General features: G+C 69.9%; 17 protein-coding genes. 4 read left to right on the top strand and 13 right to left on the bottom strand.

The genetic code is table 11. From position 1 onward, the window contains the following. Nucleotides 1–63 precede the first annotated feature (63 nt). Nucleotides 64–1,080, top strand: coding sequence for a LacI family DNA-binding transcriptional regulator (locus C1I99_RS02045; RefSeq protein ID WP_111132444.1), 1,017 nt, complete (start codon nt 64–66; stop codon nt 1,078–1,080). 194 nt (nt 1,081–1,274) lie between these two features. On the opposite strand, the gene katG is transcribed toward C1I99_RS02045, so the two are convergent. Next, nucleotides 1,275–3,506 carry a catalase/peroxidase HPI gene (katG, locus tag C1I99_RS02040; RefSeq protein WP_111132443.1) on the bottom strand — a complete coding sequence of 744 codons (2,232 nt, stop codon included), beginning with the start codon at nt 3,504–3,506 and terminating at the stop codon, nt 1,275–1,277. Between the two features lie 34 nt (nt 3,507–3,540). Next, a complete protein-coding gene (locus C1I99_RS02035; protein WP_111132483.1) occupies nt 3,541–3,945 on the bottom strand; it encodes a Fur family transcriptional regulator in 405 nt (134 codons plus the stop codon). A gap of 182 nt (nt 3,946–4,127) precedes the next feature. Between C1I99_RS02035 and C1I99_RS02030 the strand changes: the two genes are divergently transcribed. Continuing rightward, nucleotides 4,128–4,427 (top strand): GNAT family N-acetyltransferase, encoded by a 300-nt coding sequence (locus C1I99_RS02030; protein ID WP_111132442.1) that lies wholly within the window; start codon nt 4,128–4,130, stop codon nt 4,425–4,427. Nucleotides 4,428–4,666: 239 nt separating this feature from the next. On the opposite strand, the gene C1I99_RS02025 is transcribed toward C1I99_RS02030, so the two are convergent. From C1I99_RS02025 to C1I99_RS01995, 7 genes are read right to left on the bottom strand one after another with little or no spacing between them, the layout of a single operon-like run. Continuing rightward, complete coding sequence (locus C1I99_RS02025) at nt 4,667–5,551, bottom strand: hypothetical protein (RefSeq protein WP_111132482.1); 885 nt, start codon at nt 5,549–5,551, stop codon at nt 4,667–4,669. Nucleotides 5,552–5,595: 44 nt separating this feature from the next. After that, complete coding sequence (locus C1I99_RS02020) at nt 5,596–5,952, bottom strand: hypothetical protein (RefSeq protein ID WP_111132441.1); 357 nt, start codon at nt 5,950–5,952, stop codon at nt 5,596–5,598. After that, nucleotides 5,949–6,467 carry a hypothetical protein gene (locus C1I99_RS02015; protein WP_111132440.1) on the bottom strand — a complete coding sequence of 173 codons (519 nt, stop codon included), beginning with the start codon at nt 6,465–6,467 and terminating at the stop codon, nt 5,949–5,951. The genes C1I99_RS02020 and C1I99_RS02015 overlap by 4 nt, the downstream gene beginning before the upstream one ends. Before the next feature lie 57 nt (nt 6,468–6,524). After that, on the bottom strand, nt 6,525–6,746 hold the full coding sequence (locus tag C1I99_RS02010) for a hypothetical protein (protein ID WP_111132439.1): 222 nt from the start codon (nt 6,744–6,746) through the stop codon (nt 6,525–6,527). 14 nt (nt 6,747–6,760) lie between these two features. After that, nucleotides 6,761–7,318, bottom strand: coding sequence for a hypothetical protein (locus C1I99_RS02005; protein WP_146603866.1), 558 nt, complete (start codon nt 7,316–7,318; stop codon nt 6,761–6,763). Beyond that, entirely contained in the window at nt 7,308–7,847 is a 540-nt protein-coding gene (locus C1I99_RS02000) for a hypothetical protein (protein ID WP_111132437.1), read from the bottom strand. The genes C1I99_RS02005 and C1I99_RS02000 overlap by 11 nt, the downstream gene beginning before the upstream one ends. 10 nt (nt 7,848–7,857) lie before the next feature. Next, nucleotides 7,858–8,595 (bottom strand): hypothetical protein, encoded by a 738-nt coding sequence (locus C1I99_RS01995; RefSeq protein WP_111132436.1) that lies wholly within the window; start codon nt 8,593–8,595, stop codon nt 7,858–7,860. Nucleotides 8,596–9,316: 721 nt separating this feature from the next. On the opposite strand from C1I99_RS01995, the gene C1I99_RS01990 reads away from it, so the two are divergent. Continuing rightward, nucleotides 9,317–10,390: a hypothetical protein gene (locus C1I99_RS01990; RefSeq protein ID WP_111132435.1), complete on the top strand. Its 1,074-nt coding sequence runs from the start codon at nt 9,317–9,319 to the stop codon at nt 10,388–10,390. A 77-nt stretch (nt 10,391–10,467) separates the two neighbouring features. Here C1I99_RS01990 and C1I99_RS01985 read toward each other — a convergent pair whose 3' ends face one another. Next, nucleotides 10,468–10,965, bottom strand: coding sequence for a hypothetical protein (locus tag C1I99_RS01985; RefSeq protein ID WP_111132434.1), 498 nt, complete (start codon nt 10,963–10,965; stop codon nt 10,468–10,470). Nucleotides 10,966–11,280: 315 nt separating this feature from the next. Between C1I99_RS01985 and C1I99_RS01980 the strand changes: the two genes are divergently transcribed. After that, complete coding sequence (locus C1I99_RS01980) at nt 11,281–12,060, top strand: carbonic anhydrase (protein ID WP_111132433.1); 780 nt, start codon at nt 11,281–11,283, stop codon at nt 12,058–12,060. A 215-nt stretch (nt 12,061–12,275) separates the two neighbouring features. Here the strand turns inward: C1I99_RS01980 and C1I99_RS01975 are convergent, their stop codons facing one another. Genes C1I99_RS01975 through C1I99_RS01965 form a run of 3 tightly spaced genes read right to left on the bottom strand, consistent with a single transcriptional unit; the run spans nt 12,276 to nt 14,719 of the window. Continuing rightward, nucleotides 12,276–12,650, bottom strand: a complete 375-nt coding sequence (locus C1I99_RS01975; protein WP_158553925.1) for a response regulator transcription factor — start codon at nt 12,648–12,650, stop codon at nt 12,276–12,278. A gap of 4 nt (nt 12,651–12,654) precedes the next feature. Beyond that, nucleotides 12,655–14,052 (bottom strand): sensor histidine kinase, encoded by a 1,398-nt coding sequence (locus C1I99_RS01970; protein WP_158553923.1) that lies wholly within the window; start codon nt 14,050–14,052, stop codon nt 12,655–12,657. Next, on the bottom strand, nt 14,042–14,719 hold the full coding sequence (locus C1I99_RS01965) for a response regulator transcription factor (RefSeq protein ID WP_111132430.1): 678 nt from the start codon (nt 14,717–14,719) through the stop codon (nt 14,042–14,044). Before C1I99_RS01965 ends, C1I99_RS01970 begins: the two co-directional genes overlap by 11 nt. Nucleotides 14,720–14,960: the final 241 nt, after the last annotated feature.

Raw genomic sequence — 14,960 nt, 5'->3', positions numbered from 1 at the left:
CGGGCACTCCCGCATCGAGCGCCCCAGAAGGTCGGACGTCCACCAGAGACCGTCGAGGGAGCCATGTCAGCGGCAAGCATCAAGGAGGTGGCGCGGCACGCCGGTGTGTCCCTGGGCACCGTCAGCAACGTACTCAACCGGCCGAACAACGTCGCCCCCGCCACCCGCCAGCGGGTCCTCGACGCCATCGCCGAACTCGGCTACGTACGCAACGACTCCGCCCGCCAACTGCGCGCCGGACAGAGCCGCACCATCGCCATCGTCGTCCTCGACGTGGCCAACCCCTTCTTCACCGACGTGGTCCGCGGCGCCGAGCAGGTAGTCGAGGAGGCCGGCGCCATGCTCGTCGTCTGCAACAGCGGCGAGGACAGCGCGCGGGAACGCCGGCACCTCGAGCTGCTGGAAGAGCAGCGGGTGCGCGGGGTGCTCATCACTCCGGTCGGCCATGGCCGCCAGCCCAACCTTGGACGCCTCCACAACCGGGGAATTCCCGTGGTGCTCGTCGACCGCGGATCCGGCCGGGCCAGCCGCTGCTCGGTGGCGGTCGACGACGTGCTGGGCGGCCGCTTGGCCATGGAGCACCTCCTGGACCAGGGCCACCGCCGCATCGCCTACCTCGGTGGGCCCTTCTCCATCCCCCAGGTGGCCGACCGGCACGCCGGCGCGGCGGCGGCGCTGGCCGAGCGCGGCCCCGCCGCGGAGCTGCGCGTCGCGCCGACGACCAACCTGACGGTGGCCGCCGGCCGGCGCGCCGCCGAGGAGCTGTTGACCCTGCCCGTCCGGCAGCGCCCCAGCGCCGTCTTCTGCGCCAACGACCTGATCGCGCTCGGTGTGCTCCAGGAGCTGACCGGGCGCGGGCTGCGGGTGCCGGACGATGTGGCGATCGTCGGCTACGACGACATCGAGTTCGCCGACGCCGCGGCGGTCCCGCTGTCGTCGGTCCGCCAGCCGCGCGAGCAACTGGGGCGCACGGCCGCACAGCTGCTGCTGGAGGAGGCCGAGGCCGGCGAGTCGCACCGCCACCGGCACGTCGTGTTCCAGCCGGAACTCGTCGTCCGCCGCTCCAGCGACCGGCGATGATCGGCAGGCGCGGCTAGCCGGCGGTCGCCGACGCCAGGACGGCGTCCGGCCTGTTCCTCACCCGGGACACGCTGCTGTGGGAGCTGTTCTCCACGCTCACGCAGCGTCAGGAACGGCGTGCCGGACCGGAGGGGATCGATCACCGGACCGAGGACGTCCAGGTCGGCCCGGGCGGGCCGACCTGGACGTCCGGATCAGGCGAGGTCGAACCGGTCGAGGTTCATCACCTTGACCCACGCCGCGACGAAGTCCCGCACGAACTTCCCCCGCGCGTCGTCGCTCGCGTAGACCTCCGCCAGCGCGCGCAGCTCCGAGTTCGAACCGAAGACGAGATCGACGCGGCTGCCGGTCCACGTGACCTCGCCCGTGGCGAGGTCACGACCCTCGAAGGTGTTCGCGTCCTCGGACGTCGCCTTCCACGTCGTGCCCAGGTCGAGCAGGTTGACGAAGAAGTCATTGGTCAGCGACCCGGGGGTCGCGGTGAAGACGCCCATCGGCGACTGCTGGTAGTTCGCACCCAGGACGCGGAGACCGCCGACGAGGACCGTCATCTCGGGCGCGCTCAGGGTCAGCAGGTTCGCCTTGTCGATCAGGAGGAACTCAGCCGGCAGGCGGTGGCCCTTGCCGAGGTAGTTGCGGAACCCGTCCGCGGTCGGCTCGAGCGCGGCGAAGGACTCCACGTCGGTCTGCTCCTGCGACGCGTCGGTGCGGCCCGGCGTGAAGGGGACCTCGACGGCGTGGCCGGCGTTCTTGGCGGCCAGCTCGACGGCCGCGGACCCGCCGAGCACGATCAGGTCGGCGAGCGAGACCTTCTTCCCTCCGGTCTGGGAAGCGTTGAACGCCTCCTGGATCCCTTCCAGGGTGTGCAGCACCCTCGCCAGCTCGTCGGGGTTGTTGACCTCCCAACCGTTCTGCGGCTCGAGGCGGATGCGCGCCCCGTTGGCGCCGCCGCGCTTGTCGCTGCCGCGGTACGTCGATGCCGACGCCCACGCGGTGGAGACCAACTGGGACACCGACAGCCCCGAGGCGAGGATCTGGCCCTTGAGGGTGGCGACGTCCTCAGCGTCGATGAGCTCGTGCGTCACCGGGGGGACGGGATCCTGCCACAGCAGCGTCTCGGTCGGGACCTCCGGGCCGAGGTAGCGGGCGATCGGCCCCATGTCGCGGTGGGTCAGCTTGAACCACGCCCGGGCGAAGGCGTCCGCGAACTCGTCCGGGTTCTCGAGGAAGCGCCGCGAGATCCGCTCGTAGACCGGGTCGAAGCGGAGCGCCAGGTCCGTCGTCAGCATCGTCGGGGCGTGGCTCTTCGACGCGTCGTGCGCGTCAGGGACGGTGCCGGCGCCCGCGCCGTCCTTCGGCTTCCACTGGTGCGCACCGGCCGGGCTCTTCGTCAGCTCCCACTCGTACCCGAAGAGAATCTCGAAGAAGCTGTTGTCCCACGCGGTCGGGGTGTTGGTCCACGCACCCTCGAGCCCACTGGTGATCGTGTCCGCGCCCTTGCCGGTGCCGAAGGTGTTCTTCCAGCCCAGGCCCTGCTCCTCGAGCGGGGCGGCCTCGGGCTCGGGGCCGACGTGGTCCGTGGTGCCCGCACCGTGGGTCTTCCCGAAGGTGTGGCCGCCGGCGATCAGCGCGACCGTCTCCTCGTCGTTCATCGCCATGCGGCGGAACGTCTCGCGGATGTCCCGGGCCGCGGCGATCGGGTCCGGGTTGCCGTTCGGGCCCTCCGGGTTGACGTAGATGAGGCCCATCTGGACCGCGGCGAGCGGGTCCTCGAGCTCTCGGTCGCCGGTGTAGCGCTCGTCGCCGAGCCACGTCGTCTCGGGACCCCAGTAGACGTCCTCGTCGGGCTCCCAGACATCCGCACGGCCGCCGGCGAAACCGAAGGTCTTGAAGCCCATCGACTCCAGGGCGACGTTGCCGGCGAGGACCATGAGGTCGGCCCACGAGAGCCGCTGGCCGTACTTCTTCTTGACCGGCCACAGCAGGCGGCGAGCCTTGTCGAGGTTCCCGTTGTCCGGCCAGCTATTGAGCGGCGCGAAGCGCTGCTGCCCGGCACCGGCGCCGCCACGCCCGTCGCTGATGCGGTAGGTGCCCGCGCTGTGCCACGCCATCCGGATCATCAACGGCCCGTAGTGACCGTAGTCGGCCGGCCACCAGTCCTGCGAGGTCGTCAGGACCTCGGCGATGTCCTGCTTCACAACGGCGAGGTCGAGGGTCTTGAACGCCTCGGCGTAGTCGAACTCCGCATCGAGGGGGTTGGCCACGGCGGGGTTCTTGGCGAGGATCTTCAGGTTGAGCTGGTTCGGCCACCAGCCGCGGTTGCCGCCGCCCTGGGTCGGGTGGGGGGCTCGTCCGTGTGCGACCGGGCAGCGAGACTCGCTCCCCGCGTTCGCGTCATGGACGACGGCATCGTGGTTCTCGGACATCGGGTTCCTTCCGTGACGTGGCGGATCAGAGGGATCAGGAATTGGCTGCGGTGGAACAGTCGGGGCACAGGCCCCAGTAGACGACCTCGGCCTCGTCGATCGAGAAGCCGCTGTCGTCGGACGCGGTCAGGCAGGGTGCCTCGCCGACGGCGCAGTCGACGTCGGCGATGAGACCGCAAGATCGGCACACGACGTGGTGATGGTTGTCCCCGACCCGCGACTCGTAGCGAGCCACGGAGCCGGACGGCTGGATGCGCCGCACCAGGCCCGCGGTCGTCAGCGCGTGCAGCGAGTTGTACACGGCCTGGTGGGACACCCTGGGAAGCTCCGTGCGCACGACACCGATGATCGAGTCCGTGTCGGCGTGCGGATGCCCGTGCACCGCGTTCAGCACTGCCACCCGAGGACGGGTCACGCGCAACGCGGCCCCGCGCAGCATCTGCTGGAAGTCCAGGGTCCTGGCCACGTCCGGAAGTCTGGCCCCTTTTCTGGAATCAGTCAAGATTATAGGTTGGACGTCACCCTGGGCCTGAACCAGGTCATGCGCCGCGCGGGAGGTCAGCTCGCGGTGTTGCCCGGGCAGCTCTGGCGGCCACCGCCGCCCGCTGCGAGGATCACCCGATGATCACCGTGACCGACAACCACACCATGCGCCGGTTCGAGGCACATGACGACGACACGATCGCCGGCTTCGCCGAGTACATCCGCACGGACAACCTCGTCGTCTTTACCCACACCGAGGTCGATTCCGCTTATGAGGGGCGTGGTGTGGGTTCCCAACTGGCCCGCGCGGGTCTCGATGCAGCGCGGGCGGACGGCCTGCGGGTACTGGCGATCTGCCCCTTCATCGCGGGATGGCTGGCCCGGCACCCCGAGTACGCGGGCCTGGAGTACCGTGCGGCCAGCAAGGTCACGGACTAGCTTGACCGTCACAGCCGCGCCACGCAGCGCATCAAGGACGCCGGTGCCAGATTCGAACCGCCCACCCGCACGACCATGACGGCCGTGCGGGCCCACCTGCTCCACCAAGCCGGTGAACGCCGGCCGCGACGACGATCCGCATTGACCCCGCCGGCTCCGGTCACGTCGGAAGGCCAGGCGCGCTGGGCTGGCTCGAGGTGCGCGACCGGCGCCGATGGCGGGTCCTGCTCCGGCCGGGATCAGCGGTTGGTCGCGAGGTCGCCGCAGTCCGTCTCGTCGGGCAACAGCGGCCGCAGTGTGACGGCCCAGCGCCGGCCGCCCGAGGTCCACGGGGTCGCCGAGTTGGCGCTCGCGGCGACCGTGAGCAGCGTCAACGCCGCATCGCCGGTTACCGTCACACAGCCCAGACCGAGATTGGTGCCGAGGTCGGCGCCGGGCAGCGCCGGCCCCGGCCAGGGCACCTCGGGCTGCTCGCCGGCCCCGCCGTCGGCGACCCACGGCTCGGCGACGGCCGCCACGGCGGTTGGCACGTACGGCTGTGAACCCCCACCCTGCGCTCCCGCGAGCGGACCCGATGTACTGGTCAACGCCTCGACGAACTCCCGCAGCTTGGCCCGGGCCGCCCGCTGGTCCGCGGTCAGGCCCGGCTCGGTACCGGCCGCCTCGGCGAGGGCGTAGACCTCCAGCTGTTCGACTCCGGCCTCACCGAGCACGGTGAACCGGGTCGAGGGCGCGTCGGCGACCGGCGGCGTGCCGAGGTCCACCGCACTGCCCACGCCCGCCCCGCGGGCCAGCATGACCAGGTTGTCCACTTCCGCGGCACTGATCGTGCCCACCTGGAGGTTGGGCAGCGCCGGGCCAGGATAGGCCAGGGTGACTGGCCCCTGGGTGATCACCCGCCCGTCGCCGTAGACGCTGATGGAGGGAAGGCGGGTAGCCAACATTGCGGGCGTCACGAACCCGCCGACGTGATCCATCTGGAACACCACGGCGTCCGCGGGGTGGGACACCACGGGAGAGCCGGAGAACCCGGCGCCGATGGCGCCGCCCTGCTGGCCGCAGGCCGTGGACAGCAGCAACAGCAACGGAACGACCGCCAACGGCCCGCTTCGACGAATATTCATGGCGATGAGACGCCATCGCACGTCGAGGAGTTCCCGCACATTGCTCACCGTCGCCTCGGCCATCCCGCCCACGGGCGGCGACCGATCCCGCCCCAGATGACGCGCAGGGCCAGCCGGAGCGCGGCGCGCCAGCGGCGCGGCGCGACCAGGCCGGCGGCGACCCACAGCATGGACCACCCGCTCGCCACCTCGGCCCGCCCGCCCGAACGAACGACGATCATGAGTGGGCGGCGGCAGGGCCGGTCCCTGAGGTGCCCGGCCAGCACCGGGAACTCGGTTGCCAGGTGGGGATCCCGGCAGGAGCGGGTCAGCACCTCCGGGGCCAGGACGTCGGACAGGCGCGCGGCGATCGCGGAACAGTCGCCGCATGCGCCGTCGTACACCACCACGAGACGGGTCACCGGGCGATCAGAGCCAGGCCGGCGGCGATCGCCGTCACGGTGGCCAGCGCCGTCACCACGGCGAGCAACCTGCGGTTCGCCCGCCACTGATCCTCCCACCCTCCGTCGCCTCCGTAACCGATGCTCGCCGCGGGCATGATCCAGCGGGCCGCGCCGAAGCCCGCGCCGGCCACCAGGGCCCCCGGGAAGGGCAGCACCAGCAGGACGGCAAGCAGCACCAGATGCGGCAGCGCCGACGGCGAGTACGTCCGCATGCCCGTACCCATCTCGAAGCCGAACTGGATCGTGCCGACGACCCGCCCCCGGTGCTGCACCTCCTCGGGAACGAGCCGCTTGTTCTCGGGCACTGGCAGTTTCACCAGCCCGGCCTCGCGTATCAGTACGGCCACCGCCAGCAGGCCGAACAGCGACAGCCGTACGGTGAGCGGCAGCAACGCCTGGACGAGCCCGCCGAGGATGGCACCGACGAGTACGACCAGCAACGCACCGGACTGCAGGCCGAGCCCGAAGCACATGAGCGGAACGACACCGCGCCAGACCGGCGCGCTCAGCAGGAATGCCGAGTTGTTGCTTCAAGTGGAGCCCGAGTTGGCATACCCGGCGTTGAGTCCCGCCCAGCCGAACGCCAGCAACGCCAGCGCGGCGCCGAGGGTTCCCTCGGCGCCCGCGCCGACCGCGGCCAGCGCCGCCGAAGCGGCGGCGCCGGCCACGAGCGGCAGGGCCACGGTGAGCGGATGCAGCAGGATGCGGCGGAGCCGGCCCGGGGTCGGCGTCCCGGTGGCGCTGGTGGTCATGACGAGCGTGCTCGCTAGCCGTAGACGCCGACGAAGCACACGGCGATGGTCAGGTCGGCCCGGTCGGTCCCGTCACTCCAATAGATGTGGGTCCAGGCATCCGAGCAGCGGAACGTGTTGCCGCTCGGTGCCGACCACCGCCAGGCGTTCCGGCCGTTGCAGTAGTGCGTGGTGCGTTGCGACCAGACGTCCTCGTACCACGGGGAACTGTAGGTGAAGTGACCATCCCAGTGGCGGTTCTCGGCGTTGCACGGCCGTCCGCCGCGGCGCCAGCCGCCGTGACACTCGGAAGGGCCACCTGACCACCAGTTGGTTGCCTGCCCGGTGTAGTTCACGCCGTATCCGCCGCAGTGCGGATCGGTCCACTCCGACGTGGGGGCGTCCGCGGCGACGGCCTGGCGGCGGGAGAGGGCCCAGTCGAAGGGCACCAGCGTCGCCGAGATCGCCGCCACTGCCAGTCCTTTGAACAGGGTTCGTCGTGCCGCCGGCGGGTTGGGAATGAGTTCGCGGATCCGGCTCGGGGTTGCGTCTGCCGGAGCGGTCTCCATTGCGGGGATGAGGTCAAAGCGCACGGCTACTCCTGGCGGGTTCGGCTTCGGGTACGGGGACGAGCTGGGCTAGCAGAGCCGGCAGGTCAGTGTCGCGGTAGACGAATCGGCGGTCGGCGACCCGGCCTGCGTTGTCGATGCGGAAGACACACGGGGTGTACCCCTCGGACATGGCCGCCCACGCGTCAGCGTCCACGACGATTTCCACCGAGGAGGCTTCCGGGAACGAGCTGGCCGCTTCCGACGAGGCGAACAGTCCCATGATCCGCGTACCGGCGGCCTCGCGGATCGTGGCGTCCTCGGACGCCGCTTCCCAGACCAGGTGACAGAGCGCGCAGCTGTCGTTGAGTTGCAGGACCACGGCTTGCTGCTGGTCACCCTGCGGCCACAGCGCGGCCGGCACCGTCCGAACCTCGTCGGCGAGCAGCGCGCTGTGCGGATTCAGCGCGGTGCGCTCGAGCAGCCGTAGTCTGGCGTACACCGCACCGACGGCGAGCACGGCGAAGGCGGAGACCAGCAGCGAAAGGAGAGCAAGAGCGGTCGGCAGGCTCATCGTCGACCGGTCACCCCGCCCAGGTGACGCGCAGACCGGACAGCATGCTGTTCACATAGTCCTCGTCCACCGCGACGTTGAGGGTGATGCCGGGCGGCGTCTCGTCGCGGAAGGCGACGTCGAACACGGCGGTCGGGTTCGCGTACGTGTAGCGCCATTCGAAGGGGGTGCCGGCCAGCTTGGCCGCCTTCGTCTCGTGCACGTCCATCCGGGACCGCCAGACCTCGGCTTCTCCTTGCACCAGGCCCCGCCAGGTGGGCAACTGGTCCCGAACCTGCCGGGCATCCTTGATCATGATGGTCATCCGGGCATCCGAACCGATCACCATGGTCCCAAACTGCTGAAGATTCGCGCCGGGTCGCGGGGTCAGCCGTGCACCGGTCGGCGAGTCTGCGAAGTCCACCATCGACGTGATCCGGTTCAGCACCGCCGGCCGCGGGGCTGGACCGCCGAACCAGGTGGTTGCCTCGTTGTGCGGTCCAGCGATGACCAGGCAGGCATCCGAGCGGTCCGCCGCCTCGTACACCACGAGGTCGAAGCCCCGTCGGCGGAACACCTCGGTACGTGCCCCCGGCAGGATCTTCTTCGGGATCACCTGATGGGCACCCGCTTCAGCGAAGCTGAAGTCGCGGAGGAAGTCGGGCCCGTTGAATCGGATGGTGCCGTACCACTTCAGGGTGCCTGCCGTGGCAGGCACCGTCACGGAAACCCGCGCACCGTCCGGTGCCGTACGTACGACCTCGGCCATCTGGCCTCCTCGGTGAGTTCGGGAACCACTGGAGGCACCGATAGACGTCCGTCAGAGTCTCCAATGTCTTGTGAAAATTTTTAGCGGGCACTTAGAGGTATGTCAACTTCCTTCCCGTTTCCACCGCACGGTGTACGTCTGGCCGATGAGCCCAAATTTGTCCAGAGTTTTCGAGGAGGAGAGACTGCGTTCACCTGGCGGCCACCCCTGGGGAGGGCGCCAGGTGGCGCCGACGCCGGCGAGGCACTCAAGCAGCGGGATGACGGCCCCATGGCCGAGGTGGCACCGTTCCCCGTCTTGTGCCGCGCCACGGGGGTGACGAGCCGCGCCGCGGCCGTACGGCATCCAAGCGCCGAAGGCCGAGCAGCGCCATGACGGCCACCTTGCGCTCCGCTCTCCGCTCGGCAGCGCCAGCGGTCGCGAGGAGCAACGAGGCCGGGAGGGCCCTACGGCACCAGCCATCGTGACGCGGCGCCGGGCGAGTTCGGACCTGTCGGCGAGCATGGCGACGGTCTCGGCGAGCACCGGCACCGGCCAGGTCGGGAGCACGGCGAGCTTGGCCCCCGAGCCCGCACATCAGGACAGCAGGGCGCCAGGAGGCACACCAACCACAGCTGTCGAGCGTCATCTATTTGTTCGTCGCCGGGCGGACACGGGCCGGGCGTCCGGGACCGTGAGGATCCATAGTGGTCTATCGATTCCACGGACGCAGGAGGGCAGCATGCTCGACAGAAGCAGCAAGGCGGGAGGATCCAGGGTGGCGAGGGCGCTGGCGGCGGCAGGTGTCGTGGCGACACTGGCGGCGGCGCACCTCGCGGCGCCGGTGCCCGCGGGCGCCGCGGTCAGCCGGAGCCAGCTCGCCCTTCGCTGGGCACCCATCCACTACCAGGACGTCGACGCCACCGGGACCCACGCCTTGGGCGGTCGGTCCGACTACATCGCCAGGATTGACTTCGACGGCGACCTCAACGGACGCAACAACTGGGATCGGGCCGGTCAGACCGGTACCTCGCTCGCCGCGCACGTGTACTACTCCGTCGTCGAGACAAGCACCCACTGGTACATCACGTACCTGTTCTTCCACCCTCGAGACTGGGCGGACCACCCGTTCTTCGAAACCGAGCACGAGAACGACGGCGAGGGCGTGCTGTTCGCGATCGAGCGCGACGGCTCCACGTACGGGGTGCTGCGCGCCGCCGTCACCGTCGCGCACAGCGACTTCTACTCGTACACGCCGGCCGGCAGCACCTGGACGGACGGCCGCGAGAACATCGACGGCGCCCTACAGTTCCAGGCATCACCGCACGACGCGTTCGAGCACCCGGTGACGGCGCAGGAGGCGCAAGGCCACGGCTTGAAGGCATATCCCCAGTACGCGATCAACGGCGACGGCCTGGTCTACTACCCGTCGACCGTGGCCGAGACGCCGAGCGACGGAAACGACCGCGACGTGCGCTACCGGCTGGTCGACATCTTCGCCGCTGACGGCCTGTGGGCGCAGCGGTCCACCCCGAGCCTGTTCGCCGGCCTGGGCACCTTCGCCGGCGACGCCTCCGGCGACTGCGGCTCCGGCACCTGGAGCTGCTCGACCAACTCGGCCAATGCGCCCTGGGGCTGGGACGACGGCAACGACGTACCCGCCCGCGGAGAGATCGCCAGCGACCCGGCGAAGCTGTCCGCCGAGTACTTCACGATTCCGGGCGGCGTGGCCCGCACCTACACCTACAACCCGTACGCCAGCGCGGCGGCGGCCCTCGCGGAGGCGGCCAGGACGGCACCGCGAACCGTCGACTGACCGGTGACAGGAAGCGCGGCCGGCCCGACCGGGCCGGCCGCGCGTCGGCGTTGCGCCGATCACGGGCTAAGGGCAGCTCAGCCGCAGTTACCCCAGCTGTACCGGCCAGCGCTCTCCCAGCTGGTGAAGTACAGGACCTCGCCGCTGTACATCACGCACTTGTCCCGCGCAGGGCGTTGGATCGCGGCGTAGTACTTGTAGTTTCCAGAGTCGTACACCCAGGAGGCGCCCTCCACCCGGATCCCGGCGGAAACCCCGGTCGTCGAGCCAACGGCCACCCGCTTGAGGGTGGCGACACAGTTGTACCCGCTGGCGCTGTTGTACATCAGGTAGACGTCGCCCACCTTGGTGCCATCCGACGCGTAGATCGACCGGTGGCCATCACTGGCGTAGGCCCACGAGCCACCGAAGTCGTTGTTGCATGCCTGCGCCGCGGTGAACGGATTCGTCGCGGCCTGTGCGGGCGAGGCGAGCGTCACCGCCGCAACGGTCGCGGAGAGAATCGAGATGGCCAGCCGTCGCGCTAGTCCGCGCACACAGTCCTCCAAATGCTCCGGCGCGAAGATCGCGCGCATGAGCCGCCATGATCCCACATTGGATGGCGGCTCGATGCCGGCACCCAGTGGGCGATCTCAGCCAGCCCTGCACCTCTGCGAGGACGTCGTCGCGCTCCGCGTCCTCGCCCAGCTTCGCGGATCGGCAGCGACGACCTACCCGTCCGGCACCACCTCGCGCACACCAACAAACCAGGCGAGATTTGAGATCCCCCAAGAATTTGGCGCGGTATCTTAGATCACTTCTCATCGTCCTTTCATCTTGTCTTTCAAATCACGATCGCCGAACTCTGGCGACGCTTGGCGTAGTGGAACACCGAGGTTAGGTTCTTTGTCATGGTCAACACCACTTCCCAATCTCTGGCACTCAATCGCCGGAATCTGCTACGCCTCGGTGGCCTACTCGTGGGCAGCGCCGGCAGCGCGGCCGCGTTGGCCGGTTGCGGCTCGGGCGACTCGGGCGGCACGAGCGCTGGCAGCGCCGCCTCGACCACGAATCCGGTTTCCCACAAGGAGAAGCCGGTCACGTCACCGGAGGAGGCACTCGACCGGCTCCTCGAGGGCAACGCGCGGTTTGTCAGCGGCCAGTTCGAGCACCCGAATCTCAGCCCTGGGATCCGCGCCGAGTTGGCGCAGGGTCAGCACCCGTTCGCCCAGGTCCTCACGTGCTCCGACTCCCGGGTCGCCCCGGAGCTGGTCTTCGATCGCGGCCTCGGCGACCTATTCGTCGAACGCAACGCCGGCAATATCCCCGATCCGGTGACGGTGGGCAGCATGCAATACGCCGTACAAGAACTGGGGGCGCCGTTGATCCTCGTGCTCGGCCACCAGAAGTGTGGCGCGGTCACCGCCGCCGTGGAGGCCGTCGAAAAGCACAGCGAGCCCACCGGCACCGACCTGGATTCGATTATCGACGCGATCCGGCCAGCGGTGGAGAAGGTCAAAGAAAACGGTGGCGACCTGGTCGACCATGCGGTACGGCAGCACGTGGCCAACGTCGTCGCCAAGCTGCGTACCAATCCTGTGATCGGCGCCGCAGTGAAGTCCGGAAAGCTGCGGGTGGTCGGGGGCCGCTACGCCCTCGACTCCGGTCGAGTGGAGATCATCGTCCAGTGACCGCAGGCCGCTGGGGGCGCTCCGCCTCGGAGCGCCCCCAGCGTTCGCTGCAGGCCGACTACGCCTAACTTGATCTCTAACCCGTGACGAGCGCACCCCGGCTGATCACGCCAACCGCCCCTTGATCGACCATCTTCTTGGCTAGGGGCCCCGGCGCACCCCAAGTCCGACTTGTCTACTTACTGACTGATCTCCTCCTGAGCCGCGACCGAGAGCTAGTGAGGCCGGACGACGTTGTCGACCGTGGACACTAGCTGGGCCAGCGGGAACGGCTTGCCGAGGAAAGCGTCGGCTCCAGCCGCGGTGGCGGTGGCCCGGTCGGCCGGGCTGCTGCGGGCACTGATCATGATGACGCCGCCCACCCAGCCATCAGCCCGCAGGTGCCGGCACACCTCGATGCCGGTAGGTCCGGGGATCATCACGTCCAGCACGATCGCGTCCGGGTGGTGCTCGTCGACCGCCCGCAACGCCTGGTCCGCCGACGCTCCGGTCACGCACCGGTAGCCGGCGCGCTCCAGCATGCGTACCACGATCCGAGCGAGCTTACGGTCGTCCTCGACCACGAGCACGACTCCCCGTTCTCCTGCCACGGGTTCAGCATGCGTCGCGGCCCATGAGACCAGGATGAGACGCCAGTGGAAGCTCGACCTCAACCCGAGCGCCGCCGAGTGGCGCCCCGTTACTAGCGGTCACGCGACCCCCCAGCGCGCGGGTGAGCGAGGCGACGATGGCCAGGCCGAGGCCGGCCCCGCCGGGCTGGCCGCGAGCGTCGTCCGCCCGGGCAAACCGGTCGAACGCCCGTGGCAGCACCGAGGGCGGGAATCCCGGACCGTCGTCGGCGACGACAAGCCGGACGTACCGACCCTCCGGCGTGACCGTCAGCAGGATGCGGCTCCGCGCGTACCGGCCGGCGTTGCCGACGAGATTGCGTACGATGTGGCCGGTCCACTCCTGCTCGCCGCGCACCAGCACGGGTTCCCGCTCTTGGCAGCTCGGGCCTGGTTGCCTTCGCACCTCGATACTGATCCCGTCGGCGAGCGGGACCCGGCGCACGCTGGTCCGGGCGGCGGCGACCAGGTCGGTGGTGGCATCACCAGGGGCGAGCTGGCCAGCGTCGGCCCGGGCCAGGGTGAGCAGGTTCTCGGTCAGGCGGGCCAACCGATCGGTCTCTTCCAGCGCACTGGCCAGGCTCTCCGCCACCGGGGGCGGCAGATCCGGCTCGTGCGCCGCGAGCTCGATCTCACCCCTCAGTACGGCAATAGGTGTACGCAGTTCGTGCGCGGCATCGTCGATGAAGGCCCGCTCGTGCGTGATGGCCCGTTCGATTCGCGCCAGCATGTCGTTGAGAGTCCGGCCGAGCTGCGCGACTTCGTCGCCACCCGGTGGCTGCGGCAGCCGCCGACCGACCTGGGCGGCGGAGATGGTCGCCGCCTCGCCAGCCATCCACCGCACCGGGCGCAACGCCGCCCCGGCCAGCAACCAGGCGGCGACCGCGACGCCGACCGTCAGCACCGGCCCGGCCAGGGCGAGCACCAGCACCAGCCGGCCGCGGGCGTGGGTGAGCGACGCCGTGCTCGTCGCCCCAACAGCCACGACCTGCTCCCCGCCGCTCTGCCCGAGACGGCGGGCCAGCAGACGCGCGTCCTTCCCGATGCCGGGCACCGGTCGATCGACCACGATCTGGCCCCGGCTGACCTCGGCGAGTTCCTCGGCTGTGAGCAGCGGGGGCTCGCCGGCCGGCGCCCGCACCTCGCCGGACAGGTCAATCAACTGGGCGGTGACCAGGGCGGAATCGACCGGTGGGGCGCCACCGGCAAGGTCGTCCACCGCCACCGCGAGTTCGTTGGTGATCGCGATGCTCAGCTGGTGGCTCAGGTCCTGGTAGAGCAGCAGGGAGCCGATCCCGAGCACGATGACCGACCCCAGAGCCGCCAGAGCCGCCAGGCGTACCCGCAACGAGAACGCGCGCGGCGCCATGCGATCAGCCGCCATCGGCGCGGAGCCGGTAGCCGGCGCCCCGCACGGTCTCGATCGCGCTCCGGCCAAACGGCCGGTCGATCTTGTCGCGCAGGTATCGGATATAGACGTCCACCACATTGGAGGTACCGTCGTAGGCGAAGTCCCACACATGCTCGAGGACCGCGGTGCGGCTGAGCACCTCACCCTTACGGCGCAGCAACAACTCCAGCAGGGAGAACTCGCGCGCCGAGAGCGTAATCGGGACCCCGCCCCGGCGCACCTCCCGGCTGGCCGGGTCCAGCCGCAGGGGTCCGGCGGCCAGGACGGTCGGCCGCTCACCAGGGTCACGGCGCAGCAGCGCCCGCAGCCGGGCGAACAACTCAGCGAACGAGAACGGCTTCGGCAAGTAGTCGTCGGCGCCCGCGTCGAGCCCTCGGACCCGGTCGCCGACTGCGCCGCGTGCGGTCAGCATGATCACCGGCATCCACTTGCCCATCTCCCGCAACTGCCGGCACACCTCGAACCCGTCCGGTGCCGGGATCATCGCATCCAGCACCACGCCGCCGTACGGGAACTCCTGCGCGGCCCACAAGGCCTCTGTCCCGGTCGACGAGACATCCACGGCGTAACACTCGCGCTCAAGCCCGCGCTTGAGCAGGGCCGCCATCTTCACGTCGTCCTCGACCACCAACAGACGCATACCCCGCACGGTAGCCGGCTGTAGATGAGACCCGGATGAGAAGTCGCTCTCACGGTTCTCAGCGACACACCGCGAAGGTGGGGCGCAAGCGCCACCGGAGAGCCCGGTGCCCGACCGACCAGAAGGCGGACATGCTCCGTTCAGGCCCAGGATGAACGGGGTGGCGAGCCAGGTGTCGAGTGGGTCGATCAGGGCGGTCCTCGCGGATGTAGACGTCGGGGCTGCCCGTGCCCCCCCCCAC

The sequence above is a fragment of the Micromonospora deserti genome (genome assembly GCF_003236335.1).
In the GTDB taxonomy this organism is placed as follows: domain Bacteria; phylum Actinomycetota; class Actinomycetes; order Mycobacteriales; family Micromonosporaceae; genus Micromonospora; species Micromonospora deserti.
Note: the sequence above shows the minus strand (reverse complement) of the source record. Positions and strands in the feature narration are given on the sequence as shown.

What these genes read in the sequence shown, in the direction of transcription:
- C1I99_RS02000 (WP_111132437.1), bottom strand. Translation starts at nt 7,847, where the DNA reads ATGAGCCTGCCGACCGCTCTTGCTCTCCTTTCGCTGCTGGTCTCCGCC.
- C1I99_RS01990 (WP_111132435.1), top strand. Translation starts at nt 9,317, where the DNA reads ATGCTCGACAGAAGCAGCAAGGCGGGAGGATCCAGGGTGGCGAGGGCG.
- C1I99_RS01985 (WP_111132434.1), bottom strand. Translation starts at nt 10,965, where the DNA reads ATGCGCGCGATCTTCGCGCCGGAGCATTTGGAGGACTGTGTGCGCGGA.
- C1I99_RS02030 (WP_111132442.1), top strand. Translation starts at nt 4,128, where the DNA reads ATGATCACCGTGACCGACAACCACACCATGCGCCGGTTCGAGGCACAT.
- C1I99_RS01980 (WP_111132433.1), top strand. Translation starts at nt 11,281, where the DNA reads ATGGTCAACACCACTTCCCAATCTCTGGCACTCAATCGCCGGAATCTG.
- C1I99_RS01965 (WP_111132430.1), bottom strand. Translation starts at nt 14,719, where the DNA reads ATGCGTCTGTTGGTGGTCGAGGACGACGTGAAGATGGCGGCCCTGCTC.
- C1I99_RS01970 (WP_158553923.1), bottom strand. Translation starts at nt 14,052, where the DNA reads ATGGCGGCTGATCGCATGGCGCCGCGCGCGTTCTCGTTGCGGGTACGC.
- katG (WP_111132443.1), bottom strand. Translation starts at nt 3,506, where the DNA reads ATGTCCGAGAACCACGATGCCGTCGTCCATGACGCGAACGCGGGGAGC.
- C1I99_RS02025 (WP_111132482.1), bottom strand. Translation starts at nt 5,551, where the DNA reads ATGAATATTCGTCGAAGCGGGCCGTTGGCGGTCGTTCCGTTGCTGTTG.
- C1I99_RS02015 (WP_111132440.1), bottom strand. Translation starts at nt 6,467, where the DNA reads ATGTGCTTCGGGCTCGGCCTGCAGTCCGGTGCGTTGCTGGTCGTACTC.
- C1I99_RS02035 (WP_111132483.1), bottom strand. Translation starts at nt 3,945, where the DNA reads ATGCTGCGCGGGGCCGCGTTGCGCGTGACCCGTCCTCGGGTGGCAGTG.
- C1I99_RS02010 (WP_111132439.1), bottom strand. Translation starts at nt 6,746, where the DNA reads ATGACCACCAGCGCCACCGGGACGCCGACCCCGGGCCGGCTCCGCCGC.
- C1I99_RS01995 (WP_111132436.1), bottom strand. Translation starts at nt 8,595, where the DNA reads ATGGCCGAGGTCGTACGTACGGCACCGGACGGTGCGCGGGTTTCCGTG.
- C1I99_RS02045 (WP_111132444.1), top strand. Translation starts at nt 64, where the DNA reads ATGTCAGCGGCAAGCATCAAGGAGGTGGCGCGGCACGCCGGTGTGTCC.